The following is a 24,742-nucleotide window of genomic DNA, read 5'->3' as shown; positions in this document are numbered from 1 at the left end:
ATGAACAATAGTCTAATTGAAAGCGTAACAGACGAGCTATTATTGCTCCGTAAAGAAAAAGGTTTCACTCCATCACGTGCTTTAGACATGCCCACTCTCTTACAAGTTATGGGCGGAGCTAATCAAGATTTTCAAATAGTGAAACGTCGCTTTATTTCTGCTATAGATGTTATATCAGATAAAGGTCTAGCAGAGTGTTTACTTGCTTCATATGGTTTACTAAGAGGATATGAAAATATCCCTACGTTAAAAGAACGACGTGAAAAATATGAAAAAGTTGCCCGTCGCAAACAAGATACTCTAAACAAACGCGAAAGAATGGCGATTGCTGATTTAGCTCCTATTCTATTAAATGCTTATTATGCGGGCGCTCCTCTTTCTGCTGATTTTGCAATTCCTCACATGGGACTACTCATGGAATATTTGCATGTAATAACCATCATTGTAGACGGAGACTTTAAAAAGCATACACAAGAGCGACGAATTATTTCTCTTGTTGATACACCACAGGGCAAGAAAGACGGATTCGCTTATCACTCTAGAAGTAAGACTAATGTGAAACCACTCTTTGGAATATCAGAAGTCAGAACAGAACATGTAGAAAATGGCTCTCTTCATACGCTTGTTTTCTCTGAACCACTTCAAAGAAATAGAGCCTATAAATTTGCTTTTGAGGAAATTATTGCGAAGGATTCAATCAGTAAAATAGAAAATAATTTTGCTGGACAATCTTTTGAAACACCCACTTTAGAATATAAGCAACAAATAATTTTCAAAGGTAAAATCCCAAAAAAAGTTTGGTATTATAAAAATCTTTCAGATATTGAGCGCCCTGGAAAACCGACCTCTAAGAATAGACTTGATATTGATAAAAATGGAGCTATAGAAATCGATTTAAAGCAGTTATACGGCGGTTTGCGTTCTGGTATTGCTTGGGAATGGTAAAATCGAATATGCGCCAGTTAAACGCCTTTTCAGGGCGTTTTTTTGTTGTGCTCAACTATTACAAAATTCCGTTTCTGTTCCGTTTCTCTCCGAAAGTGATTTTTTTGTTTTATGCTTACCTCAAGTAATTCGCGAATACTTAAAAATAAATCACGAAAGGAAGTTTTTCTCATGAACAACCAAGAACAAAACGATTATTCCGCTGCACTTAGTCCCAGCAATTTTTCAACCGATCATATGCCAACTGTAACCAAACGTCAAATTCACAAAGATTCTTGCGAGGTGGTGCGTGCCGTAGTCAGAAAGAACATGATTGAAAATGGTATGGCGCTCATCACCAACACGGCAATGAATAATATCGCTAATTTATCCATGTTAGAACAACAGCTTTCTGATATGTCGCCAACTGCCGAACCACGACTAAAAATGATTGTAGATGAATACGCTATTCGGGCAAATAATAGACTTCAAGGAGGAAATTAATATGAACATACTTGTATTCGCATTAGCCTTTATCGGCGCATTAAGTATTATCTTTTTTATTTGGCTAGGCTGGGAAGTCCACAAAGAAGAACAAGCCGAAAAAATTCGTAAAGCCAACGAACCAGAATATACACCAGAAGAAGAGTTTTATGCTTCACTCCTACAAACTAAGTCAGATTTAGATGCAGATGCCTTTGCGGCTAGAAAAGCCATGTTAGAAGAGGCTTTACGGCATAGAGAGTAACTAAATTAGGGTGTAAACATCAATTTTGCGCCCTTTTTCTCAAAAAATACGTTTGACGTAAATTTTACAACATCGTGTTTTGGCTACCCTTAAATGCAGTTTTCTCTTTAGTAACGCTTGTCTTGTCGCTCAAAAAGTTGCCAAATCTTACCATTTTCAAATTCACTTTTGTGTGATGCAATGGGAAAGTTATTCTAAACGAAAAGGAGGAAAAATGAATGACAAAACAAAATCAAGACAAAGAAAAGGACGTGAACCCAGTGAAAAAGCTGTTCAGTTATGCTGTATTGTTCGCTGTCGGTTGTGCCTTAATCAATTACGGTATACGGCTACTGTCTGCCGTGTGGTTGCCGTTGCTGTTTTTAGGAATCTTCGTGATCCTGCTTACAGTCGGCTGGCGAATCAGGAAAGCACAGAAATGGAGAGAATAAAATGAAACACAAAATAAATGAGTTGGTTTGGCATAAAATGATTTGGCAACGACCGTTTACTTTTGACAATATCATTTCATTGGTTAGCCACATTGCCACGAGTGAAGCTAAAATCCGACCGCTAGTGTTTGAAATACGTTCAGATGGTGGAAAAATCAATTACTTTCTAGGAATGGAAAAATCCGAAGTGAAAAACATCATGCAACTATTCAAATCGCACGGCACTATTGATTTCGGACAAGAACTGCGAGCAGATACCACGCTTAGAAAGCCTGTAAAAGTTGCTAGAAAGCTCCACATGACCAAACCTATACTTTCACTCAAAACGGACAATGCAGAGAGTCTAGCCCGCACTACGCTTGCTGGTATGGCTCAGGTGGCAACTGGCGACCAAATCGCAGTTCAAATTGTAATAGGAACAAATACCCTCCAACCCGAGAACTTGCCCAAAAATTTACCTTCTCCAGAAGTAAGTTGGTGGAACGTAATCGCTGGCAATGTGCCGAACGCTTCAAGCGATATTAGAAGTTCCATAAAAGATAAAGTCAGCTCTCACCGCTTGCCATGTGTAATTAGAATCGGTGCTTATGCAAAAGAGGAAGCCAAAGTCAAAAGTTACATTTTAAACGTCTTATCTTCGCTTAGAAGCTTAGAATCTCGTGGCATACGTATTTCTTTACAAGCAGAACAACCGCTTTACTTAAATCAAGCTAAGACTATGTTTAGATACCCACTAAGGCTAAACGTCAAAGAACTGGCAAACCTGTTCTTATTGCCACTTGGTGAACTAGATTTCCTAGGAGTTGCACCACTTCACCCAAAAGTATTATTGCCACCTAAAGCCTTGAAGAATCCAACAAAAAATATCCGTGCGTTCGGTGAAACTTTAAACGAGAATCCAGAAGATAAGAAACTGCTTCACTTATCTCCAAAAAACAATTTACGGCATTTACACATCTGCGGACCACAAGGCTCAGGGAAATCGGTGGTTTTAGAAAATTTGATTTTGGCGGATTTAGCTGTTGAAGATGAAAAAGATCAATATGGCGTCATCGTAATTGATCCAAAATTCAGTTTGATTGATTCAGTTGTCCAGAAAATATCAGAACACCGCTTAAAAGATGTGGTTATTTGGGATATTAGTTCCAATCGACCGTTAGGAATCAATGTTCTATCTTATATCGACGGGAAAAGTCCAGAACTGGTGGCGGAAACAGTGCTTTCCAGTTTGCGGACAATCTTTCCAGATTATGGCATTTACACGGAAGAACTGCTGACCTGCGGACTCCTGACGCTGGCACGAAATAAAAATATGACATTGCTTCATCTACCACTGATTTTTACAAATTCCGACTTTCGCCACAAACTAACATCAACATTAGATGATATGTATTTAAAAAGTTTCTGGGCGAATTTTGAAGCGCAATCCGAAAAAGACCGCAACCAACAGCTTGCTCCGCTTCTAAGGCGCTTAAACGTGTTGCTAATGCGTTCAGCTTTTCGTGGAACTTTAGGACAAACTCAGCCGAAATTTAATTTAGAAGATGTGTTCACTAAGAATAAAATTCTGCTTGTTCCACTCAATTCTGGAATGGTCGGAAATACCGTTGCGGAGTTATGCGCCAGTTTGTTAATCAATTCCATTTGGAATATTGCTTTGAGGCGTGCGGAAATTCCTGAAGAAAAAAGAAAGCCTGTCATGCTTTATATTGACGAGTTTCAGAACTACGTCAAAAAAAGCGGTTCGGATTTTGGCGAAATTCTGGCAATGGCCCGAGGATTAGGACTTGCCTTCATCTGCGCTCACCAACATTTAGGACAGCTAAATAACGAGTTAAAAGAATCCGTGATGAGTAATACAAAATCAAAAATAATCTTCTCAACAAGCAAAACGGACGCGAAAGTGTTTGCCGACCTTGCGCCCGAATTGACTGAGATAGATTTTATGAGCCTACCTCAATATCAAGTGTATACCACTTTAATTGAAAAGAAAATTGCTAATGTTTGGTTATCTGGAAAAACTTTTCCACCAAAACCAAGCCTGCGACTGCCCGCCGAAGTTTTTGCCAGAAGTGCCGAAACTTACGGACGAGATATTGACGACATTGAAAAAGAATATATTGAGCTAATGAGTTCAAATGATAAAGAAGAAACTGAAAATTTGCCTGATGAAATTGATTTTTCTGTCGGCAGATTGACTAAAAAAACGAAAAACTCAGACGAATAAATTTGTCTGAGGGACTGTCTGACCGTGTAAACGAAGCACGGTGTATTAAAGGCGGTAAATCAACAAAAATCTAAAATAAGGGAGATGACTTTTATTTATAAATTTTTCTAATTTAATGTATAAATAAAACTCTCCCGAGGGGGACTTACCATGAACGACAAACAAGAACAAAAACGAATATCTAAACCCGAACTTCGTCGCCTGTCGGCGCTACTGGACTCGCGCGAAATTGAAATTTTGCAGACAATTAACAATGTAAAATTTATTACTGCCAACCAATTGCAACGAATCTTTTTTACAAAAAATGAGAATCAAGCAACGAATTTGCGAGCTTGCAACAGACAAGTAAACAAATTAAAGAAATATGGTTTAATCGCTAGCTTAGAACAACGAATCGGCGGAAAACGTGCGGGATCGGGTTCAACTATTTGGACAATTTCAAGTGCGGGTTTTCAACTTCTAAGACTAGATGAAATTAAGTCAATGAAAGGCACAAGAAAGAAACTATATGAACCGAACATCTTATTCTTAGAACATACGCTGGCAATCTCAGAAGCTTTTGCGAGATTGAAAGAACTTGACCAACAAAAGAAAATTGAACTGTTAGAAGTCCAGCATGAGCCAAGATGTTGGCGGACGTTCTCACTAAAGAACACTCCAACCTTCCTAAAGCCTGATTTATTCGCAAGGTTCGCTCAAACTGACGAATATGAGGAGTTTTACTTTCTTGAACTCGACCAAGCGACCGAAGCGCCGAGCCGAGTAGTGAAAAAATGTAAATTCTATATTTCTTACTACAATTCTGGAATTGAACAACGCTCGAATGGTGTTTTTCCATATGTGGTATGGATAACAGTAAACGAAAAACGCCGAGAACAGCTTACAAGGTATATTCATGAATATTTACCAAAAGCCGAAATGCTTTTTCGTGTGATAACGATAGACGAATTTGAAACGCTACTAACTGGCGACCAAACAGAAAGAAAGGAAGATTAACAACGAAAATCAAGAAAAAACAACGCAACCAAATACAACAAGAATAACTTTAGGCAATACGGTTTATATCGTTCATTCACACTATAAAATTGACAGCAAAACGGGATTAGCGAATATCATTTTGCGCTTGATAAATACCCATAAAACGAACGATTGAGCTTGACTTATCGGATATTCTGCCACTATTTACCATCAAAAAATGGTATAATAGTGGCAGGTGTTCGGTTTTGCTTAAAAAGGAGCGAACCGATATGAACAAACAACCTTGCACATTGAAAATTAAAGACAGCACCGAAATTCCATTTGAGAAGATGAAAGATATCACTGTTCTTTATGCTCGTTTATCGCAAGAAGATGATAAAGAAGGTGAAAGCAACTCAATTGCCAATCAGAAGCAGTTGCTAGCCTATGAAGCCGAAAGACGAGGGCTAAAAAACTGTATATTTTTTGTAGATGATGGTTATTCTGGCACGAACTTTTTTCGTCCAGCTATTCAGCAAATCATGGCACTAATTAATGCTAGTCAAGTAAAAACGTTTATCGTCAAAGATTTATCCCGTTTAGGGCGTGATCTTATGGGGAGTTTGAATTTAATTCAAAATGTTTTTCCTGAAAATGATATTCATTTTTTAGCGATTAATGACAATGTGGATAGTGACCACGGCATTGACATAAACATGCTTTTTCGACTACTTTTAAATCATATTTACCCAGAAGAAACTTCCGAAAAAATTAAGAACGCATTTAAAACGAAGAGCCAGCGTGGCGAATCATTATCTTTTGTTGTTCCATATGGCTACAGAAAAGACCCAGAAGATGATGTAAAGTGGATAATTGACGAAGAAGCGGCGGAGATTGTCAAACAGATTTTCGCTTATTCTATTGAAGGGCATGGCCTTACTCGCATTGCTAAAATGCTTGAGGAGCAGAAAATTCTAAACCCAACTGCTCACAAAATGAAATTCCGACGAAAGAAAGACCAACGGATAATTGACTTTCCTTACCATTGGCAATTTGGAACCGTTCGAGGGATTTTAGAGCGTATGGAATATTTAGGACATACAGCGAATTTTAAGACTTACAAAAAGAATTTTCGCAGTAAAAAAGTTTCTTTTACGCCTAAAGAAAAGTGGCAAATCATTAAAGATACCCATCAGCCAATTATCGACGAACATACTTTTGAGATTGTTCAGCGGAATTTACAGCATAAACGTCGCCATACCAAAAATAATGAAAAAGGCTTGTTTTCTGGCTTAATCTTTTGTGCAGATTGTGGACACAAACTCTATTTTTCTGTTGCACCAACCAAGCACTATGCTTGTTCTGGCTTTCGCAACCACAAAATAAACTGTAACCACACGCATTATATCAATCAAGCGAAATTAGAAACAATCGTTTTAACAGATATTAAGCGACTGACAAACCATATCAAGAAGCACGAAAAAGAGTTTGCCGAGTATGTAAAGATGAGGGACGATATCCAGAGTGAAGCGACCGTTTTAAAGCTTGATAAACAGCTCAAAAAAGCCGAAAAACGCTATAAGAATTTGGATGTGATTATCCAACATCTTTATGAGGATAAGATAAGCGGAAATTTGTCAGATGAACGCTTTTCTAAACTGATAACCACTTACGAAATGGAACAAACGGAGCTGGAGCAATTGATTGAAGAATCTAAAAACGCCCTAGAAGAGCAAGAAGCTCAATCTGAGGGCTTAGATAAATTCATGAAAATTGCAAAAAACTATTTATCTCCTGACAAGTTGACCAACAAAATGGTGATTGAATTTATTGAACGGATTGACGTGTGTAAACCTGAAAAAATTGATGGCAAGCGCACACAAGCAATTTCAATTCATTACAATTTTATAGGACTTGTCGGAGACTTAGAACAAACAAACGCCACACAAGAGGAACAACAACTTTTAACCAGTTTAAAGCCTATTTCTCTTGTGTAGGCTCATTATATTAAATTAACAATCTTTATGTTTTATGGAAGGTAGACTTAGAATAAACCTTTCATAAATAAAATAGATAGGAGCTGCTTGTCATGGAATGTCAAATTATTCCAGAAAAGTGTATCGCCTGCGGACTCTGTCAGGTATACGCCCCAGATATATTCGACTACACGGAGGAAGGTATCGTTCTTTTTAAAAATGACCCTCACGCATTGATAGTCACTGTCAACAGCCAAGATGATGATGCTGTGACAACAGCCTACCGTAAATGTCCGGTTCGTGCAATAGAAATAGTAAAAAACGATCAAACAGACAGCTGAGAGGCCCATTGGATGATTGTATCACTGACCAGCTTCTGCTGTTTTTCATTGGAGATTGTCGCCTGACCATCTCCTTTTTGTCTGCCGTAGCTGCCAAAGCCGGCATGGTTTCCACCTGGAATATCAACGAACTGTGTATCATTAGGAAGATAGCTTTTCGCTTCAATAAACTTCTCTTTATTCAACACATCATCATTTTCACCTGTGATCGATAGTACTGACCCTTCAAAATCTGCCAGGCTGCCTTTTTCGTCCGGGTAACTGGCTAAAAAGAAAACACCCTTCAACGCTTGATCCTCTAGATGGTCGTGAGCAAATCGACTGCCCATGACTCCGCCTAAAGAATGTCCTCCAATAATATACGATTGGATTTGTTTCTCCTCAATCAATTTTCCTGCAGCATTCTGGCCTAAAACAGCCAAATTCAACGGTTCCCTTAATAAATAGACGCTGAAACCCGCAGCAGCGACCTGCTCTGCCCAGATACTGTAGCTGGCATTCTCAACAAATGCTCCCTGATAGAAAAGAATCGTCGGGTTCTCTGAGCTCCCTTCAAAGAACAAAACGTCTTGCTCTTTTTCAGCAGTCTTAGAAGCTTCGACAGCATCTGCTGTCGGATGATAGGTACTGGCTTGCACATAAAAGAAACCGGCACCAAATACTGCAATAATGAATATTCCTATGTAAATACTGATCTTTTTCCATTTTTTCATGTCTTAGTCCTCCGCGTCTGCTTCAAAATGAATACAGTGATTTCTTATTTTCTATGTTCTTTCGCCCATAGTGACCACCTTCTCAGCTGAACTGTCCTTTTAGCTCTTTAGTGAAAAACATCTCCATTGGCTGTTCATATTCAGGAGTCGTGATAAGCAGTCCACCAGCATCTTGATACCCGATTTTTCTGTAAAAATGCTGCGCTTCTTCATCCACTTGAGTAGAGGTCATTACCAGCCCATGACCCAATTGCTTCATCTCTTTCTCCCAAAATGCCATCAATGCCTTGCCATATCCTTGCTGTTGACTCGTTGAACCTATGAAAAGCATGGTACAAAAGGGGATACTGTCCCAAAACAAATTGTACCTCAATAACCCTATAGGTACTCCATCTTTGACTAGTACATAACCCATCCCGTCTCTAACCTTCTTCTCAAACTCAGCCTCTGGCAAATGATTATCCAATGTAAACCAAAAATCCCTATCCTTCTCCTGAACAGCTCTGATATGTTCCATTGTCTTCCTCCATAAATCTTCGTTTCTCTCTAGTTAGTTTACGCAAAAACATATGTTTTCTATGTTTGAGGGCTTCTATTTAAATGATCGTTCACTTTTTTCTGACAAAAAAATAAAATTTTACTGCGTACTCCTTTTCCCTCAACCATTTTCATTGATTCTTCTGGAATTACATAAAAAAGCGAAGAAGCATTTCTGTCTCTTCTCTCATTGTCTTTTCCTATTTTATCAGATACACTGAAAAAAAGAAGTGAAACAGTCAGGAGGAACTAAAATGTTGGAAATCCCAGAAACATATGCTCTTTCTCAGCAGCTCCAGACATTGCTGAAGGGAAAAGAAATCAGCTCTGTCCTACGACAGAGCTCTCCACACAAATTTGCCTTTTTCAGTGAAGACAGCGATTATTCTCTATTATTGGAGAACCAGACAATAATAGATATCTACCCAGTGGCTGCTTATATTGTCATTGAATGTACAAATCAGCTGCGCCTCGTCTTTAGAGATGGCATCCGCTTTTATTATGCCGAAAATCAAGGAGAATTGCCAAAGAAGCATCAATTACTTTTAGGTTTTACAGACGATACGTATCTAGCCTGTTCCGTTGCGATGTATGGAGCGATGCTGCTTTACCATGGAAAAGAACATCCAGCGGATCAATACTACAGGGTTGCTGCAGAAAAACCTGTACCCTATGACGACGCATTTGATTTTCCCTATTTCAAATCACTGCTTCCCGAAAATCCAAAAAAAATGTCAGTCAAAGCCTTCTTAGGAACAGAACAACGAATCCCCGGAGTTGGTAACGGCTGTATGCAGGATATTTTCTTTTTATCTGGTCTGCACCCCAAAAGACCCGTTGCTTCTTTAGATGATAAGGAGTTGTTGAACCTATACCAGCAAACTGTTCAAACCTTGGAAAAAATGAAGGAGTTAGGTGGAAGAGATACTGAAAAAAATATTGACGGAAGTGCCGGCGGTTACCAGACGATCCTTTCCAGAAACACTTATAAAAACGGCTGTAAAGTCTGTGGTACGGATATTGTAAAAGAAAACTACTTAGGCGGAACCATCTATTACTGTCCGGAATGCCAAAAGTAAGTAGGCATCCAGAATAAGTATAACTATACATTTTTTAATGAAAAAAGCTTCTTCACACCCGAACAGCGGAAGAAGCTTTTATTTTTTATTTTATAGGGTATTTCCAACACTACTTTGCTTTCTGCTTAACCATGGAAGTATTTTCGCATAGAAGACCATGAATACGACGCTGATGATCACGCCTTTGAGCAGATTGAATGGAACGATCCCCACTGCAATATAGCTTTTCATTGACCGACCTAAAAATGATTGTGCTGTCACACCATACAAGCTTAGGTACAGAGGTGTGATCACAAAATAATTTGCAACACTCATAAAGATCGTCATCGCCAAAATACCCGTTACAATACCAGATACCTTGTTGATCATCTTATGCGAGCCTCTCTTGAAGAAATAATACATTGGTAATGTAAACAACGTTGTTGCTAAAAAGCTGGCAACATCCCCCACCATGTTTTGTGGTGATGGGCCTGTTAATACCAAATGCAAAATAGAACGAATGAATGCTGTGACGATACCGGCTAGCGGACCGTACAAAAACATACTGATCATTACCGGAATATCACTGAAATCCACCTTTAAAAAGGGAACTGCCGGTAATAGTGGAAATCCTACAAACTGCAACGCTGCGCCTAGAGCGGCCAACATTGCTACGCCCACCATTTTTTGTACCTTACTGTTTCTCATTATGAAATCCTCCTGACAAGGATCCATCTTCAAACGAACCATCCAAACAAGCTGTTTTTTCATAACGGACAAGCCCTTGAATCCGCAAGATCACTTCACTCTTACTGCAGAAAAAAACTCTATTTTTCTGCAGGGAAAAATAGAGTTAGAGTTATCTTATCTGAAAAAATGCTGTTCAAATAAGCCCTATCTTCTTTATCCAGACTATACTGTCGGTATTGGAATTTCACCAATTCAACTACTTTTAAAAAAGTAGGTCGTGGACTATACCACCGGTCGGGAATTACACCCTGCCCCTGAAGACGAACCTTTATTAAATTATGTTACAAAAGTAATTATACATTATTCTTTTCAGAATGCAATAGTTACGACTTTCACAATAGAAATAGCCAAAATAAAAAGACCGAAACATCTCTTCGTCTCGACCTTTCTGCTTTCTTTTTATTCGTAAATATTGGTATCTATCTCACTAACCGCCTTCTCGAATTCCAGATGGCTTGCCTTTACTTCCTTCTTTTTTGGAGGAAAAGTTTGATCAAATTCCTCTAATACCGATTCATCCGGATACATTGATTCTGAAAAATGAATACTGCCGCTTATTCCATCTAATGCGCCTTCAGTTAAGGGAAGAGCCATGATTCCTGTATAAAAATTACCATCCGGCATGGATATGTCGTACTTTTTCGTTCCTACAAAGCCATACGGATGATAGTGATAGGGATAACCACCAATGATGATTGCGTTGAATCCCAGTCTCTTCGCTTCATCGATAGAGTGCTGGATCAGCATCCGGCCATATCCCTGTCTATGATATTCCGGTAAAATACTCACTGGCCCAAATGAAATGACTGGATGTTCCACGCCTTCTTTATCAATAACCTTCGCTCGAGTATACATGATACTCCCAATGATTTCTCCGTCCAGTTCGATAACAAATGTCAGCTCCGGTATAAAATCAGGATATTTTCTAATATTATGAGCGACAAGATGCTCAACAGCTCCTGGTAAATAAAGATTCCAGAATGCTTCTCGAGTAATCTCTTCAACTCTTCTATAATCTTTTTCTTCTTCAAGTCTGATGTTGATTGTCATTATTTTCCTCCTAAATGATTCAACATGAAAATTATTTTACTTCATTCAATAAGCTGCTGATTTCCTTTTTGTTAAGGCTGCGGTACTCCCCTGGCCTTAAGCCTTGTAGTGTCAGATTACCGAAACGCTCGCGTTTCAGTTTCTGAACAGGATAGCCTACTGCTTGAAGCATATTTTTCACCTGATGATTTTTTCCTTCATGGATGGTCAGCTCAATGATCCCTGTTCCGGTTTTTAGGTCGACTGAAAGAATTTGAAATTCCGCTGGAGCTGTCTTATAGCCATCGACCCTTACCCCTTTTCGCAATGGTTGTAAATCATGCTTCTTCGGCACGCCCTTAACCTTAGCTACATAAACCTTGTTTACCTCGTGGCTCGGATGCGTCAGCTTTTGAGAAAAATCACCGTCATTCGTCAACAATAAAATCCCTGAGGTATCATAGTCCAGACGGCCAACAGGATAAATCCGCTCGACCACACTAGGGAAAAAGTCTGTCACTACCTTTCTTCCCTTATCATCAGAAACAGAAGAAATCACTCCTTTTGGCTTATAGAACAAGTAGTAGACATACTCCTCTTGATAAATTGGAACATCGTCAACCTCGATCAAATCATTCCGTCCAACTTTCGTTCCCAGCTCTTTGGTCACTTTGCCGTTTACCTTTACTCTACCTTGCTGAATATATTCCTCTGCCTTTCGGCGGGAAGCTACCCCTGCATGTGCGATAATTTTTTGTAATCTTTCCATCTATTTTTCCTCCTCGATCTCTGTTTTTTCATCTGTTGATGGCATCAGTTCTTCATCTTTGTAGCGATCAAAAAAGAGATCTAAAGGAAGTTCTTCATTGATTTCATCTTCCATTTGATGAATATCAGGCAACTCATCCAGCGCCTTCAAACCAAAATAGTCCATAAAATAATCTGTAGTTCCATATAAAATCGCTCGTCCCGGACCTTCTACACGACCTTTTTCTTCAATCAATTGCTTTGCTGCCAGTTTTTGAATCGAACCAGCTGATTGAACGCCTCGAATTTCATCCACTTCAACTCGTGAAATCGGCTGTTTATATGCCACGATTGACAAGGTTTCCAAAGCGGCTTGAGAAAGGTTGTTTGCAATCGGAGATTGTGCATATTTTTTCAATAGTGGTGCAAAGCTCTTTTTGGTTGAAAGAACGAATTGATTACCGATTTCTAAAATATTCAAAGCGGAATGCTCGTCCTCTTCATAGCGTTTCTTTAATGCCGTCAGCATCTCATAGGATTTTGCGGTCGGAAGCTCTAATAAATAAGAGATTTCCTCCAAGCTTATCCCCTCATCACCAACAACAAAAAGAATAGCTTCCATTTGACTCATAGTTGTCACTGTGTTTCCTCCAAATCCTTCATTGTTTCCTCATCATGATCGTTATACAGCAGGATAGAACCATAATTGGACTCCTGCTCCACCCGCACCAGATGCTTTTTCATCAGCTCAAGCAGAGCCATAAAAGTTGTAACGATTTCTTGCTTTGAATACGTCACGAAAAAGGACTCCAGCTTGATTGGGCTATCTTTCTTCAGAAGCTTGATAGTATCAGTAATTTCTGCAAGCTTCATTTCAATCGATATATCCTCTCCCGCCACAGTCGTTTCTATAGGCTGTCTGCTTTTCCTTTTCTCAAGCATGGAATGGAACGCGAGAAACAGATCGATCGTGTTCAGCTTATTTGGCTCAAGCAGCGGCTGTTCTTCTCTGTACTCATCAATATCCATTGGTTCTTTTGTATAATACAGGCTGCGCTCTGCTTCCTTTTCATGAAGAAGCCCGGCAGCATATTTGAACTTCCGATATTCCAACAGCTGAGCCACCAGAGCTTCTCTAGGATCTTCTCCCTCAAGCTCCTCATCGTCAACGACCTCAAGCTCTTGCTTTGGCAGAAGCATCTTACTCTTGATTGCCATCAGAGTTGCAGCCATAACCAGATATTCTCCGGCAACTTCAAGTTCTAGAGACTGCATTGCTCGAATATACCCCATATACTGCTCTGTAACAGCTGAGATGGGGATATCGTAAACATCTATCTCCAATTTTTTTATCAAATGAAGCAGCAGATCTAGTGGACCTTCAAATACGTCCAATTTTATATTGATTTCCTGCAAGGTGTCTCCAACTTTCTACTCAAAATCTATTTCCCAACTGCAGCCACTTCTCCAGATATTCTTTTGTCGCTGAAGTGCCTACAATTTCAAACTCATCATGTTTTGCTTTTAATTCATCCAGTAACTGAAAGCCCAGACCTTCTCCTCGATATGAAGGATTAAGACTGATATCATGCAAAATAAGCCGACTGCTCCCCACATACTCGATTCCTAAAAGCCCTTGAATATTCGCTCCCTGTTCTGGAAGCCAAAAAAATAATGCAAGACTTTCCTTTTGCTCATACATACCGATCTCATTGAGCAACGAATGATACTTTTCCATTTTATCATGAAAGCTGAGTAATCCTACTGCAATTTTCTGATGTTCTTTTCGATACGGTATCAGCATGGTTCGCCCTCCAATTCTAAGCTCTCGGAAAATGTTTCTTATAGACATCCGCCATTCGGCGTTTTGTGATATGTGTATAAATCTGCGTCGTTGAAATATCCGCATGCCCCAGCAATTCCTGTACGATTCTTAGATCTGCACCATTTTCTAATAAATGGGTTGCAAAACTATGTCTCAACGTGTGAGGTGTGATGTTTTTTTGAATACCAGCTTCCAAAACAATCTGCTTCAGATTTTTCCAGATTCCCTGTCTGGATAACGAACGGCCGTGGTGATTAACAAAGAGCTGAGGGATATCTGCAGACGGTTTGACCAGATTCGGTCGGCCTTCATCCAGATATTTTTCTATCCAATGGATCGCATGGTCACCTAAAGGAATGATCCGTTCCTTATCTCCCTTACCGATCGTTTGCAGCAATCCAATCGATAAATGAAGATCTGACAGCTTCAATTCCACCAGTTCACTCACTCGAAGCCCTGTTGCATACATCACTTCTAAAATCGCTCGATTCCTGATACCTAACGGCTTGGATATATCCGGAGTTTCAATCAGTGAAGTCACTTCCTCGATTGACAGTGTGTCAGGAAGCTTCTGAGCTTTTTTAGGAGAATCGATATGCTGCATAGGGTCATGGGTTGTTTTTCTCTCTTGGCGCAGATACTGATGAAATCCTCTTAATGTTGAAATCATTCGAATAACAGAAGCCGATGAAATTTTATGCTCATGAAGCTCCTGTAAGTACTCCATAATGACAAAACGGTCGATCTGTTCCCATGAAGCAACCTTCGCCTGCTCGGTAAGAAAGATGAGGTATTTCTCTAAATCTCTTTCATAGCTTTTCCTTGTGTTTAAGGACAGCCCTCGTTCGATTTGCAGGTAGTGGAGATATTCTTTTATGTCCTCATCCATCTTTTCCCCTCATTTCCTGTATGAACACTTGTTGTAACTATTCCTTTTTGATAGCGGTCTTACTAACACGCCTATCGAGAGCTGGAACAAAATCAATACACTTAACTAATCCATATATTTTTCTAAAAAGGCAGCAACCCGTTCTTTATACATCTCAGGATCTTTAGTATAAGCCTCGCCGTGTTTGGCAGTATCAACTACATATTTTTCCTTAGGAACATCTGTTGCCTCATAGACTTCATCCAGCATATAAAATGGAACAAAATCATCGGCCTTTCCGTGAATAAACATCATTGGTGTCGTGTTTTTTTTCAACTGCTTTACTGCACTAGCCTCGCCAAAAAAGTATCCGGCCCTCAATTTCGTGATACCGCTAGTTACATAGACTAGAGGAAACTTTGGTAGACCGAACATCTCATTCAGCTGATAAGACAGCTCATCCTCAGCTGAGGTATAGCCGCAATCTTCTACGATCGCTTTGACGTTTTCCGGCAATTTCTCTCCACTGGTCATCATGACAGTCGCCGCGCCCATGCTGATGCCGAATAACGTGATTTGACTATCACTGTCGTTTTTCTCAAGAATTGTATCGATCCATTGAACGTAGTCTTTACGCTCCGGCCAGCCAAAGCCGATATAGTCGCCTTCACTTTTACCATGCCCTCGTGCATCAGGTACTAGTACATTATAACCCCAATCATGGTACATTTTTGCATATTTCCCCATTGATTCTGCGGTTCCCATGTATCCATGAGCAAGAATCGCGTTTTTATCTGTCGGCTTCTCAGCAGGTATATAAATCGCTTTAAGCTTCAGCCTGTCTTCAGAAATCAATGCCCATTCTTCCCGATCTGCTTCCTCTTGAAACCACGTTTCCTCAGGTGAAACAGTTACATCAGTTCCCGGCGTATCGTCATCTATAAAGGATTTTTTTGATGGGACTACCGCATAATTATAAAAATAGAGTCCTGCTCCAAGTAATACTACAAATAGAATCAATACTATACCAATTATCACTTTTTTCCACATCGTTTCCCATTTCAACTCCACTTCCTATAATCAATCGCAAATCACTTTGCCTTTTGCTGATGAGAAATGATCCTCAAACAGTAGTTCTATATCTCCAAGTATATTTCGTTCCTCAGAAAGAGCAAGCATTTGTATCTCCTGCCTTGAGAAGAAGCGTGCATCTGAAGTCTCTAAACCAGCCTGCAGCTCGCCCTCTATAAATAAACAAGAAATAAAAAGCTTATATGTATAAATCAGCGCCGGCGGATAGTCATGCTTGGCTTTATCTCTGAGGGCAATCAATCGATCGGCTTTTACGTAGATCCCCGCTTCTTCAAAGGTCTCTTTTTCTGCAATCTCTGTTGGCGAGTACCCAATATCCGCCCAACCACCCGGCAATGCCCAGCTTGAATCACTTTTTTCTTGAACAAATAATAAGCGATCCTGTTCATCAAAAACCACTGCTCGAACATCCACTTTAGGCGTTGCATAGCCATCATCCTCTGACAAATAGATGGTCAGCTGTTCTTCAGGCATAGTAGAATAAAGCAGCTGGATCAGCTGTCTGGTAATCTGAGTTAACTCCTCATACCTTTCCAGATCATATGGATCTTTTGCGTATTCTTTTCCAGTTTGAGCGATTCCCTGTAATTTGGAAATCAAAACAGCCAGTTCTTTTTCCATCCTGTATCACCTCATTTAGTGTCATCAGTATATTTTACCACTTGTCTCGAAAAAAGTCTTTTTTTCTCAAGGCGTAAAGCTGAAACACAGAAAAGAGCATAAAAAACCGGCTGATCAGATAATTCGAACAGCCGGATTCGTTCTTTATTTATTTTCAATCAGTTTGAAATTTGACCAAGGACGCAGGAAATCCAGAAGGAAAAGCTCATCTTCTGAAATTCGTCCAACAACGTTTACACGTCCGTCGTTTTTCATTTCTTTCAGAGCAATTTGTGTTTCCCCTTTGTATTGTCCGTAACCAACGTTATCGATCAATACATCACCTTTGACCATGTCACGAGTATCATGCGCCGGAAACTCTTTGTCTTTATAGTATACACGAGTCATCGTTGAACGCAGCATATATTCAGAGCGGTCTCCACGGTAACTGTGCAGGTTGTCAAACAGACAAACGCGCTCATTTTCAGTAATGTCGCCTTCTACATCTACTTTTAGGGTTGGATAGTCAGCATTGAATGCATCAGCCATAGCCTTCAGCTCTTCTTCAGAAGCGTAGGCATTTCCAATCAATACATCATCGATCAAACCAGTCAACACAAGGTGTTTTACCTGTGTTGCGATTTCCAAATCACGGTGATCTTCTAACGAACAAAGACCATCAGATGTAGGCCAAGGACCAAAATCAGCTGTCTGAGAGTTAACGAAAGCCATTGTATTGATATTATATTTTCTGAACTTTTCTGAACAATAAACGAAGTGGTCGTAGCCTAAACCAGAATAGCGGTGTGGATAAAAGTTATGAGAACCCAGCAAATTATTGGTATTTGGAGAATAGCTCATAATGTTGTCAACATAGCTTGTTCCAGTACTCATGTTGATTTCTATTTTGATACCATATGGGTTTCTTGTCATCTTCGCTTCTTCGCTTCCTGTAAACCCGATATCAAGACGGACGCCATAAGCACCCATTTCATGGAAAAATGATAAGTCATCATAGGAAATGTCCAATTGCGTAAATAATGCAGGGTTGATGTCAACCATAACTTCCATTTCCAAGCTGTTTGCATAATCTACGACCTGCTTAAATCCTGCAAGAACTTTCTCTTTGTCGTCTTCGATTTGAAGCAAGCTGGTAAATACACGTTTGTATCCGTATTTGTGTGCAAGATCCAAATAAGCCTTATCTTTTTCAAAAGTCGAACGTTCAGGATAAATAGAAATCCCTAATTTTCCCATTCGTATTGCCTCCTAAGTTTCTGTCTTTATTGACAATCTATATGAATCCTATTAAAGATTCATTACACGAAAAGCAACCTTGCACAAAGTATGCAGCAAAGCAATTAGCAGCAATTGTCATTTATTAATAGGATTGATATATAGTCAAATTTATTATAACAGAACCCCCGAAAATGGTCTACACCTTTCATTTTCTATTTTTTAAGAAATGGACTAGTAGTCGAGCCAATGTTTTGTTATCATATATAGGTATGATTAAAGTCAAAGGAGCGTATTATTTATATGAAATTAAAAAAATTCGGAACATCTATTTTCGCGCTTTCTGCTGCTGTAGTTTTGCTTGCGGCATGTGGAGATAACACAAAAACAGAAGGCAGTTCCTCTAAATCAGCAGATACTTCCAAATCAACAACTGAAGAGTCTGTTGACCTAAATGCATTAGAGCTTCCTCAGCTATCAACAGAAGTCGCTGATAATGAGGACTTGATTGAAATGGTCACAACAGAGGGATCGATTGAAATCAAGCTGTTTCCTGAAATTGCACCAAAAACAGTGGAAAACTTTATCACTCATGCAAAAGACGGTTATTATGACGGCTTAGCCTTCCACCGCGTCATCGACAATTTCATGATTCAAGGCGGCGATCCTGAAGGCAATGGGACTGGCGGCGAAAGCATCTGGGGAGAGCCGTTTGAAGATGAAATCAGTAATCAGCTATATAACCTTCGTGGTGCTCTTTCAATGGCGAACGCCGGACCGGGAACAAACGGCAGCCAATTTTTCATCGTTCAAAACACGGATGATATGTCTGACGGCCTTTTGAAAAATGAGTACCCAATGGATATTATTGATGCCTACAAAAATGGTGGTACACCTCATTTAGATGGTGCTCACACTGTCTTTGGACAAGTAATCAAGGGAATGGATGTAGTAGATAAAATTGCCGCTGCAGAAACAGATGACAGCGACAAACCAAAAGAAGATATCAAAATTGAGAAAATCAATATTTTGCAAGAAGCAAAATAATCAATAAAAGAGAGTGTGTGATAGAAGCTTACCAGCCTTCTATCACACACTCTTGTTTTCATCTTTAAGTTAAGGAAAGTTGTTCAACCAGCTTTTTCAACTGAGGCGTATCTATATAGCTTTTCTCTAAAATATCAATAAGGCTTTTATCAATCCCGCTATTGTCTGGCTGGGCTGATTTTTCCAAAAGATTCTCAATTGCCTCATCCCCCATTTGCCCAGCTGCAATACGTAGTGCAGCATCATAAAACAGCGGCTCCTCAATAGCTACTCGAAACCCGTTCATCATTAAATATACGTAGGCAGTAACTATTCCTGTTCGTTTGTTTCCATTATAAAAGCAATGATAATTAGTGATCGACCGCCATAGAAAAGCAGCTTTACTAAATACTGTTGGATAGACGGCTACACCAAAAACATTCTGGTCAACAGAAACAGCGATACTTGCCAACCCGCTACTCTCTCTGACACCATACATTGGCTTCACATGAGTTTCGGTCTTTTTTTGGCAAAAATCGTTGATTTCAATCAAGGTTTTTTCTGTCATCGTTTTCACTCCAACGCCTCCTCTTTACCTATGTTATAAAAAATACTACTGACTGGATCAGCTTGAAACAATCTGAAACAGTCAATAGTAGGTCAACACTCATGAGAATGAGTACTTTTGAATCGATTCTTTCAACGCTTCGCTTATTTCCTGATCCGTCATCATTATGGCATCCGTTGCCAACAGCGTAGCTATCCCCGCTGCTGTGATCCAGATTTTTTCATAGATATCTGCCAATATCTCTTCTGAAAGTTCCTGATACTTCTCAGACAGCTGTGTCTGCTTCTCCAACTTTTCATAAGACAGCTTTCGCAGCATGTCCCCATAGCCATGAGAATCAATATATAAATACATAAACAGTCTACGATCTTTTTTTGCAAGTTCAACAACATTCAATCCCATGTCAATAACCGGATCTCCTGTGGCTTGTCTGCTGTAGTAATGATTCTCCAGCTCGCCATAAATCTGAAGTAATAAAGAAACCTTCAAGTCTTCCATGTTCTTGAATTCCAAATAGATCGGCTGTGTAGAAATCCCCATTTTATCAGCAACATTCCTTGCTGTGATTCCCGAAAAGCCTTCTCTCAAGATGATGTTGTATGATGCCTTCAAAATCTGGTCTTTTGTATATACTTTTCTTCTTACCATTTTGTGTCCTTTCTGGTTATAGAGTTATCCATCCCCTGACGTTCGTATACTTCCATTTTACACTGTTCTTTCCTCATCGTTCTCTCAATAATTGTGAAAATCATTAAAAAACATGATAATTTGGATAATTCTTATTGACCCTGCTTACCTGTTATAGGTATATTAACAGTATAAGCTTATTTTAAGGGGGGATTTTTTGGAAATAAAAAACGAGAGTATTACACTACTCCATACAGAAAAAGAAAAGTTTCGAGAAAAGAACGGCCGCCTGTCTTATATTCTTCTCATTTCTTATTCACTTTTACTTATTTTTATCGGGCTTTTTAGTGGATCGATTCCCCAATTAATAACCGGAACACTCAATATTTTGACTTCACCTAGTCATCTGTTGACTGACTATATTCAATTGGGTTCCTTTAACAGCGCTTTCTTTAATAGTGGTGTACTGACCTTACTTAGTGTGCTGCTGACAAAAAGACACAAGCTGTTGATTACTGGACCTGTTATCGCCGCACTCTTTACTGTTTCAGGCTGCTCTTTCTTTGGGAAAAATCTTTATAATTCCATTCCGATCATTATAGGAGGATTGATTTACTCCAGAATCTCAAAAAAGCCTTTTTCTTCCGTTATAGTTGTCAGTTTGTTCGGCAGCGCACTCTCTCCAGTCGTCAGCTACATCACTTTTGGACTATCATTACCGTTGATAATCGGAATTCCGCTAAGCTATGCGATAGGGATTTTTATGGGGATCATTTTACCACCGTTAGCATCTCATGTGCTGATTTTCCATCAAGGCTTTTCCCTTTACAACATCGGTTTTACGGCTGGCTTGGTTGCCATGTTGTTTACAAGCTGTCTTAGAATGTTTGACAAGCAAGTGGACATTCAGTATATCGTTTCTACATCGGCAAACGGAAAGCTATTGATTTTCCTACTGTTTCTGTTTACACTAATGTTCTGTACAGGCTTTATTTTAAATCATTTTTCTTTCAAAGGATTGAAAGCCATCAGTAAAGCCTCAGGAAAACTGGTTACTGACTTCATTTCAATCACGTCGGTTGGACCGACTCTGATGAATATGGCTATGATGGGCTATTTACTTGTTCTTTATGTACTAATCAGCAACGGAACGCTGAACGGACCAATCATTGGAGCAATCTTTTGCGCTGTTGGATTCAGTGCCTTTGGTAACCATCCATTAAACAGCCTTCCAATATTGATTGGCGTTTTCTTTACAGCTAAGCTATCCTCTGTTTTTCAGGTTGATCAAACGGTTGTGATCACAGCAGGTATTTTCGGTACCAGCTTGGCGCCTATTGCAGGGTTCTATGGACCATTCTATGGACTGATTGCCGGTTTTTTCCATATGGCACTTGTAACAAACGTCAATTTTTTACATGGCGGTTTGAATCTATACAATAATGGATTTTCTACAGGTTTTGTTGCAGCGATCATGGTACCGCTGCTTGATAATATTTTTCAAATTAGAAAGGTGAAACAGAATGCAGGAAAGAGAAAAAGCAAAAAGAATTATTGACGAACTGCTGACCTACTTCTTTTCCAATGATATAGAGGATATCCGAATCGGTTTGGACTTTACTGACGAAGGATTCTATATTGAAATGCAGGGAAAAATCGATGAAGAACCAACTGATGTTCTTCATTTACTGGAGCTTTTGAATACACCAAGAGATCCAAGCATCGAGTCCTATTATGATGAGCTTTTGGGAATTACCCACCATGAAGAAGAAGACTATCATCTCCTTGGACTGATGATCGATGAGGCTGAGATCACCTTTGACTCTTCAATTTTTGACATCAAGGTATTCAGAAAAAGATGATTACCGGAAATAAAAAGAAGTCTGGAGAACCGAATCCTGCTCATAGGATGATTCAATATCATCTTATGAGCAGGGTCATGTTCTTCAGGCTTTTTTCTATGCTGCTTACTAGCAACTCTTCCAGTTCTCGATTATGATTCATACACTGCTCGAGGTCCGCCAATCAGTTTAGGTCTGGACTTTAAATATGTTGTGTGGGCTGCTCCAATTTCCTTAACTGTAGTTCTGACAGGTATTTGCACATGCTTTACATGCATGCCTATAGACGTATCCCCAATGTCTATGCCGCCTGCTGCAACGATATGTTCTACCACAACCGGATCTCTAAATAATCGATAGGCTGCTGTCGCTGCAGCGCCACCAGCTTGTAACGAAGGAATAACTGTCACGATTTCAAATCCGTAAGCAACTGCTGCCTCACGCTCAATCACCAAGGCTCTATTTATATGTTCACATCCTTGAACAGCTAAAAACAACGCTCTATTATTCAGCATTTCCAATAACTCAGCAACCACCAGTTCGCCAACAGCTAAAGTGGAGTGGCTTCCAATCCTCTCGCCAACGATTTCACTGGTGCTGCAGCCTAATACAAATACTGAGCCCTCACGCAGTTCGCTCTGCTGGAAATAGCTTGTCAATCCCGTTATTAATTGTTGTTTATATGTACGAATTTCCATCTCCATCTATGTTCCCCTCCTCTAATACTTCAATTATTGCCAAATTAGACAGAAAAAGCCAGCAAAACAATTGTTTTGCCGGCTTTGAATTCTTCTATTGTCCATCAAGGATATTCAAACGAACTTTTTTAGGTCCATCTGTGCGTACACTGTAGACAATTGTTCGAATAGCTTTCGCAACTCGACCTTGTTTTCCAATGACACGTCCAATATCTTCCTGCGACACAGTCAAATTATATTCTAGGAAGCTGTCAGATTCTTCGATTTCCAAAGAAACAGCCTCCGGATGACTAACTAACGGACGAACAATCGTCAATACTAACTCTTTTACATCAGTCATAATCAATCACCCTATTTCTTTACGAATTTAGCTTCATGATGTTTTTGCATCAAGCCTTCTTTTGAAAGGATGTTACGAACAGTATCAGAAGGCTGAGCACCTTTAGACAACCAGTTCAACACTAAATCTTCTTTTAAAACTACTTCTGCAGGATCTTTCAAAGGATTGTAAGTTCCTACAGTTTCGATGAAACGTCCATCACGAGGAGAACGTGAATCAGCTACTACAATACGGTAAAAAGGTTTCTTCTTAGAACCCATACGTTTTAAACGAATTTTAACTGCCATTTTTTAATTACACCTCCATATAACTTAATCACAAATGCTAGTTTACCAGATTAATCATAAGCTGTAAAGAGTTTTTTCTTGACACCCTAAAAAAATCAGAATATCCGCCGATTTATGCTTCAGTAGACGCACCCTATTAGCTGTTCTCAGCTAATAGTCAATGATCGTCATCCCTCTTGAAAACTCTTCCTTCAAATGCTTCGACCGAAATTCCTGAAACGCTTCGCGATGCTTCTTCAACAATCCTCTGGCCTTCATAGGATTGAACACTTCTGCAAGTCCTTGACTTAATACAAACTCACGTGTCAGCTGCCATTCAAAATAATAACCGAAAGGACGGCAGCTATATGTTGTTCCATTGATTTTCTGCTCATCAAACCTTCGATGTGTATGACCAAATACAACCTGCTGGATGTTAGAATAATGATCCAGTAAAGCACCAGTTTTTTCAGAGCCCAAAAAGGCATTCAACTCATTCCATCGAGCATATTTCCCCTGTTGATAAACAATAAATGCCTGCTTTGGTACAAAGTGCGTCGCAATAATCAACTGCTTATCTGCTTCCTGCAAGCGATCCAATACACCTCTCAGTTTATCAAGGATGGCTTGATTTACCGCAGGATCTGCTGCTCCTCTATGAATAAACCGGTCGTACCAGTAAAGATTTTTTGCAGCAATGATTTTATTAATGTCTGTTTCATCGGAAAAGCTATAGTCGTACCAGCCGTTGAATGCCAATAATACCACTCGTTCATTCAATTCAATGAACTGCTGATTCAAAAAATAAGCATCTGAATAGGCTTCGATATCCTCTGGATCAGACAAGCTTGGCATTTCATGATTGCCAAAATTGTAAGTGAGCGGAATGTGATGGCTGCGAATAAAACTGGTGGTTTCCAGTAGTCGTGTCACATGATTGGCGATATCTCCAGCTAAGTGAAGATGAGTAATTTCTTTTGTCTTCAATACCTCAACCAGCTGAAGCAACTCGGGTTCTCCCAACTGATTGATATCTACGTGTAAATCACTGATGATTGCTAACTTGCCCATGTTTGATTCCTCCAAAGTATAAGTATACCGTAACTCAGCGGGAAATAAATGAAAAAGCTTGCATCCCTTCTCACTTTCGATCCAGTTCAACAAAACAAACAGCATTTATTCTCCTTAAAATTCAGCTGTATTGCCTGTTAATAAACAGTTATGGTATAGTAGTCCTACCTTGGCAGGGGCAGTTTATTGCCTAAACCAAATAAAGAAAGAGGAATCATCAGATCCCTCTCTCCTTTATTTGGTTTT

At 39.5% G+C, this 24,742-nt stretch carries 30 protein-coding genes and 1 riboswitch; of the genes, 12 read left to right on the top strand and 18 right to left on the bottom strand.

Annotated elements, in window-relative coordinates:
- The 8 genes from I6N96_RS05090 (at window position 1) to I6N96_RS05055 (ending at window position 7,604) form a co-directional block, all read left to right on the top strand.
- Complete coding sequence (locus I6N96_RS05090) at window positions 1–945, top strand: hypothetical protein (RefSeq protein ID WP_209556431.1); 945 nt, start codon at window positions 1–3, stop codon at window positions 943–945.
- A 171-nt stretch (window positions 946–1,116) separates the two neighbouring features.
- Window positions 1,117–1,428 carry a hypothetical protein gene (locus I6N96_RS05085; RefSeq protein ID WP_209556430.1) on the top strand — a complete coding sequence of 104 codons (312 nt, stop codon included), beginning with the start codon at window positions 1,117–1,119 and terminating at the stop codon, window positions 1,426–1,428.
- 1 nt (window position 1,429) lies between these two features.
- Complete coding sequence (locus tag I6N96_RS05080; RefSeq protein WP_209556429.1) at window positions 1,430–1,672, top strand: hypothetical protein; 243 nt, start codon at window positions 1,430–1,432, stop codon at window positions 1,670–1,672.
- Window positions 1,673–1,890: 218 nt separating this feature from the next.
- Window positions 1,891–2,103, top strand: coding sequence for a hypothetical protein (locus I6N96_RS05075; RefSeq protein ID WP_209556428.1), 213 nt, complete (start codon window positions 1,891–1,893; stop codon window positions 2,101–2,103).
- 1 nt (window position 2,104) lies between these two features.
- Window positions 2,105–4,330 carry a type IV secretory system conjugative DNA transfer family protein gene (locus tag I6N96_RS05070; protein ID WP_209556427.1) on the top strand — a complete coding sequence of 742 codons (2,226 nt, stop codon included), beginning with the start codon at window positions 2,105–2,107 and terminating at the stop codon, window positions 4,328–4,330.
- A 150-nt stretch (window positions 4,331–4,480) separates the two neighbouring features.
- Window positions 4,481–5,326: a replication-relaxation family protein gene (locus I6N96_RS05065; protein ID WP_209556426.1), complete on the top strand. Its 846-nt coding sequence runs from the start codon at window positions 4,481–4,483 to the stop codon at window positions 5,324–5,326.
- 251 nt (window positions 5,327–5,577) lie between these two features.
- Window positions 5,578–7,284 carry a recombinase family protein gene (locus I6N96_RS05060; protein ID WP_209556425.1) on the top strand — a complete coding sequence of 569 codons (1,707 nt, stop codon included), beginning with the start codon at window positions 5,578–5,580 and terminating at the stop codon, window positions 7,282–7,284.
- Window positions 7,285–7,376: 92 nt separating this feature from the next.
- The gene (locus tag I6N96_RS05055) at window positions 7,377–7,604 is read left to right on the top strand and encodes a ferredoxin (RefSeq protein WP_209556424.1); all 228 of its coding nucleotides are present in this window, start codon (window positions 7,377–7,379) and stop codon (window positions 7,602–7,604) included.
- On the opposite strand, the gene I6N96_RS05050 is transcribed toward I6N96_RS05055, so the two are convergent.
- Together I6N96_RS05050 and I6N96_RS05045 are read right to left on the bottom strand one after the other, a co-directional pair.
- Window positions 7,589–8,317, bottom strand: a complete 729-nt coding sequence (locus I6N96_RS05050; RefSeq protein WP_209556423.1) for an alpha/beta hydrolase — start codon at window positions 8,315–8,317, stop codon at window positions 7,589–7,591. The genes I6N96_RS05055 and I6N96_RS05050 overlap by 16 nt on opposite strands.
- A gap of 82 nt (window positions 8,318–8,399) precedes the next feature.
- Entirely contained in the window at window positions 8,400–8,834 is a 435-nt protein-coding gene (locus I6N96_RS05045; protein ID WP_209556422.1) for a GNAT family N-acetyltransferase, read from the bottom strand.
- Window positions 8,835–9,108: 274 nt separating this feature from the next.
- Here I6N96_RS05045 and I6N96_RS05040 point away from each other — a divergent pair, with 274 nt between their 5' ends.
- Window positions 9,109–9,933: an Fpg/Nei family DNA glycosylase gene (locus tag I6N96_RS05040; protein WP_209556421.1), complete on the top strand. Its 825-nt coding sequence runs from the start codon at window positions 9,109–9,111 to the stop codon at window positions 9,931–9,933.
- Between the two features lie 90 nt (window positions 9,934–10,023).
- Here I6N96_RS05040 and I6N96_RS05035 read toward each other — a convergent pair whose 3' ends face one another.
- The 10 genes from I6N96_RS05035 to I6N96_RS04990 all read right to left on the bottom strand — a co-directional run bounded on the left by I6N96_RS05035 (window position 10,024) and on the right by I6N96_RS04990 (window position 18,080).
- Entirely contained in the window at window positions 10,024–10,620 is a 597-nt protein-coding gene (locus I6N96_RS05035; protein WP_209556420.1) for an ECF transporter S component, read from the bottom strand.
- Between the two features lie 184 nt (window positions 10,621–10,804).
- A riboswitch (FMN riboswitch) is annotated at window positions 10,805–10,928 on the bottom strand.
- Window positions 10,929–11,061: 133 nt separating this feature from the next.
- A complete protein-coding gene (locus I6N96_RS05030) occupies window positions 11,062–11,712 on the bottom strand; it encodes a GNAT family N-acetyltransferase (protein ID WP_209556419.1) in 651 nt (216 codons plus the stop codon).
- A 31-nt stretch (window positions 11,713–11,743) separates the two neighbouring features.
- A complete protein-coding gene (locus I6N96_RS05025; RefSeq protein ID WP_209556418.1) occupies window positions 11,744–12,460 on the bottom strand; it encodes a pseudouridine synthase in 717 nt (238 codons plus the stop codon).
- Window positions 12,461–13,078 carry an SMC-Scp complex subunit ScpB gene (gene scpB, locus I6N96_RS05020; protein WP_209556417.1) on the bottom strand — a complete coding sequence of 206 codons (618 nt, stop codon included), beginning with the start codon at window positions 13,076–13,078 and terminating at the stop codon, window positions 12,461–12,463. It abuts the gene before it with no gap.
- Window positions 13,075–13,854, bottom strand: coding sequence for a segregation/condensation protein A (locus I6N96_RS05015; RefSeq protein WP_209556416.1), 780 nt, complete (start codon window positions 13,852–13,854; stop codon window positions 13,075–13,077). The genes scpB and I6N96_RS05015 overlap by 4 nt, the downstream gene beginning before the upstream one ends.
- A gap of 19 nt (window positions 13,855–13,873) precedes the next feature.
- Window positions 13,874–14,242 carry a GNAT family N-acetyltransferase gene (locus I6N96_RS05010; protein WP_209556415.1) on the bottom strand — a complete coding sequence of 123 codons (369 nt, stop codon included), beginning with the start codon at window positions 14,240–14,242 and terminating at the stop codon, window positions 13,874–13,876.
- Between the two features lie 16 nt (window positions 14,243–14,258).
- Window positions 14,259–15,152: a site-specific tyrosine recombinase XerD gene (gene xerD, locus I6N96_RS05005; RefSeq protein WP_209556414.1), complete on the bottom strand. Its 894-nt coding sequence runs from the start codon at window positions 15,150–15,152 to the stop codon at window positions 14,259–14,261.
- Between the two features lie 105 nt (window positions 15,153–15,257).
- A complete protein-coding gene (locus I6N96_RS05000; RefSeq protein ID WP_209556755.1) occupies window positions 15,258–16,181 on the bottom strand; it encodes an alpha/beta hydrolase in 924 nt (307 codons plus the stop codon).
- A gap of 30 nt (window positions 16,182–16,211) precedes the next feature.
- Window positions 16,212–16,844: an NUDIX hydrolase N-terminal domain-containing protein gene (locus I6N96_RS04995; RefSeq protein ID WP_209556413.1), complete on the bottom strand. Its 633-nt coding sequence runs from the start codon at window positions 16,842–16,844 to the stop codon at window positions 16,212–16,214.
- A 144-nt stretch (window positions 16,845–16,988) separates the two neighbouring features.
- Entirely contained in the window at window positions 16,989–18,080 is a 1,092-nt protein-coding gene (locus I6N96_RS04990; protein WP_209556412.1) for a DUF871 domain-containing protein, read from the bottom strand.
- A gap of 282 nt (window positions 18,081–18,362) precedes the next feature.
- On the opposite strand from I6N96_RS04990, the gene I6N96_RS04985 reads away from it, so the two are divergent.
- Window positions 18,363–19,106, top strand: coding sequence for a peptidylprolyl isomerase (locus I6N96_RS04985; protein ID WP_209556411.1), 744 nt, complete (start codon window positions 18,363–18,365; stop codon window positions 19,104–19,106).
- Between the two features lie 64 nt (window positions 19,107–19,170).
- Here I6N96_RS04985 and I6N96_RS04980 read toward each other — a convergent pair whose 3' ends face one another.
- Both I6N96_RS04980 and I6N96_RS04975 read right to left on the bottom strand, forming a co-directional pair.
- Entirely contained in the window at window positions 19,171–19,653 is a 483-nt protein-coding gene (locus I6N96_RS04980; RefSeq protein WP_245186861.1) for a type II toxin-antitoxin system death-on-curing family toxin, read from the bottom strand.
- A 99-nt stretch (window positions 19,654–19,752) separates the two neighbouring features.
- Entirely contained in the window at window positions 19,753–20,301 is a 549-nt protein-coding gene (locus tag I6N96_RS04975; RefSeq protein ID WP_209556409.1) for a TetR/AcrR family transcriptional regulator, read from the bottom strand.
- Window positions 20,302–20,503: 202 nt separating this feature from the next.
- On the opposite strand from I6N96_RS04975, the gene I6N96_RS04970 reads away from it, so the two are divergent.
- Together I6N96_RS04970 and I6N96_RS04965 are read left to right on the top strand one after the other, a co-directional pair.
- Entirely contained in the window at window positions 20,504–21,838 is a 1,335-nt protein-coding gene (locus I6N96_RS04970; RefSeq protein WP_209556754.1) for a DUF1576 domain-containing protein, read from the top strand.
- Window positions 21,804–22,142, top strand: a complete 339-nt coding sequence (locus I6N96_RS04965) for a hypothetical protein (RefSeq protein WP_209556408.1) — start codon at window positions 21,804–21,806, stop codon at window positions 22,140–22,142. Before I6N96_RS04970 ends, I6N96_RS04965 begins: the two co-directional genes overlap by 35 nt.
- A 131-nt stretch (window positions 22,143–22,273) precedes the next feature.
- On the opposite strand, the gene I6N96_RS04960 is transcribed toward I6N96_RS04965, so the two are convergent.
- The 4 genes from I6N96_RS04960 to I6N96_RS04945 all read right to left on the bottom strand — a co-directional run bounded on the left by I6N96_RS04960 (window position 22,274) and on the right by I6N96_RS04945 (window position 24,496).
- A complete protein-coding gene (locus I6N96_RS04960; protein ID WP_209556407.1) occupies window positions 22,274–22,825 on the bottom strand; it encodes a TIGR01440 family protein in 552 nt (183 codons plus the stop codon).
- An 88-nt stretch (window positions 22,826–22,913) separates the two neighbouring features.
- Entirely contained in the window at window positions 22,914–23,159 is a 246-nt protein-coding gene (locus I6N96_RS04955; protein WP_202057524.1) for a KH domain-containing protein, read from the bottom strand.
- Between the two features lie 11 nt (window positions 23,160–23,170).
- Window positions 23,171–23,446, bottom strand: a complete 276-nt coding sequence (gene rpsP / locus I6N96_RS04950; RefSeq protein WP_202057522.1) for a 30S ribosomal protein S16 — start codon at window positions 23,444–23,446, stop codon at window positions 23,171–23,173.
- Window positions 23,447–23,596: 150 nt separating this feature from the next.
- Window positions 23,597–24,496 carry a metallophosphoesterase gene (locus I6N96_RS04945; protein WP_209556406.1) on the bottom strand — a complete coding sequence of 300 codons (900 nt, stop codon included), beginning with the start codon at window positions 24,494–24,496 and terminating at the stop codon, window positions 23,597–23,599.
- Window positions 24,497–24,742 lie beyond the last annotated feature (246 nt).

It is taken from the genome of Enterococcus larvae, from assembly GCF_017830045.1.
GTDB lineage: Bacteria > Bacillota > Bacilli > Lactobacillales > Enterococcaceae > Enterococcus_L > Enterococcus_L larvae.
The sequence above is the reverse complement of the archived record's forward strand: the minus strand, read 5'-3'. Positions and strand labels throughout refer to the sequence as shown.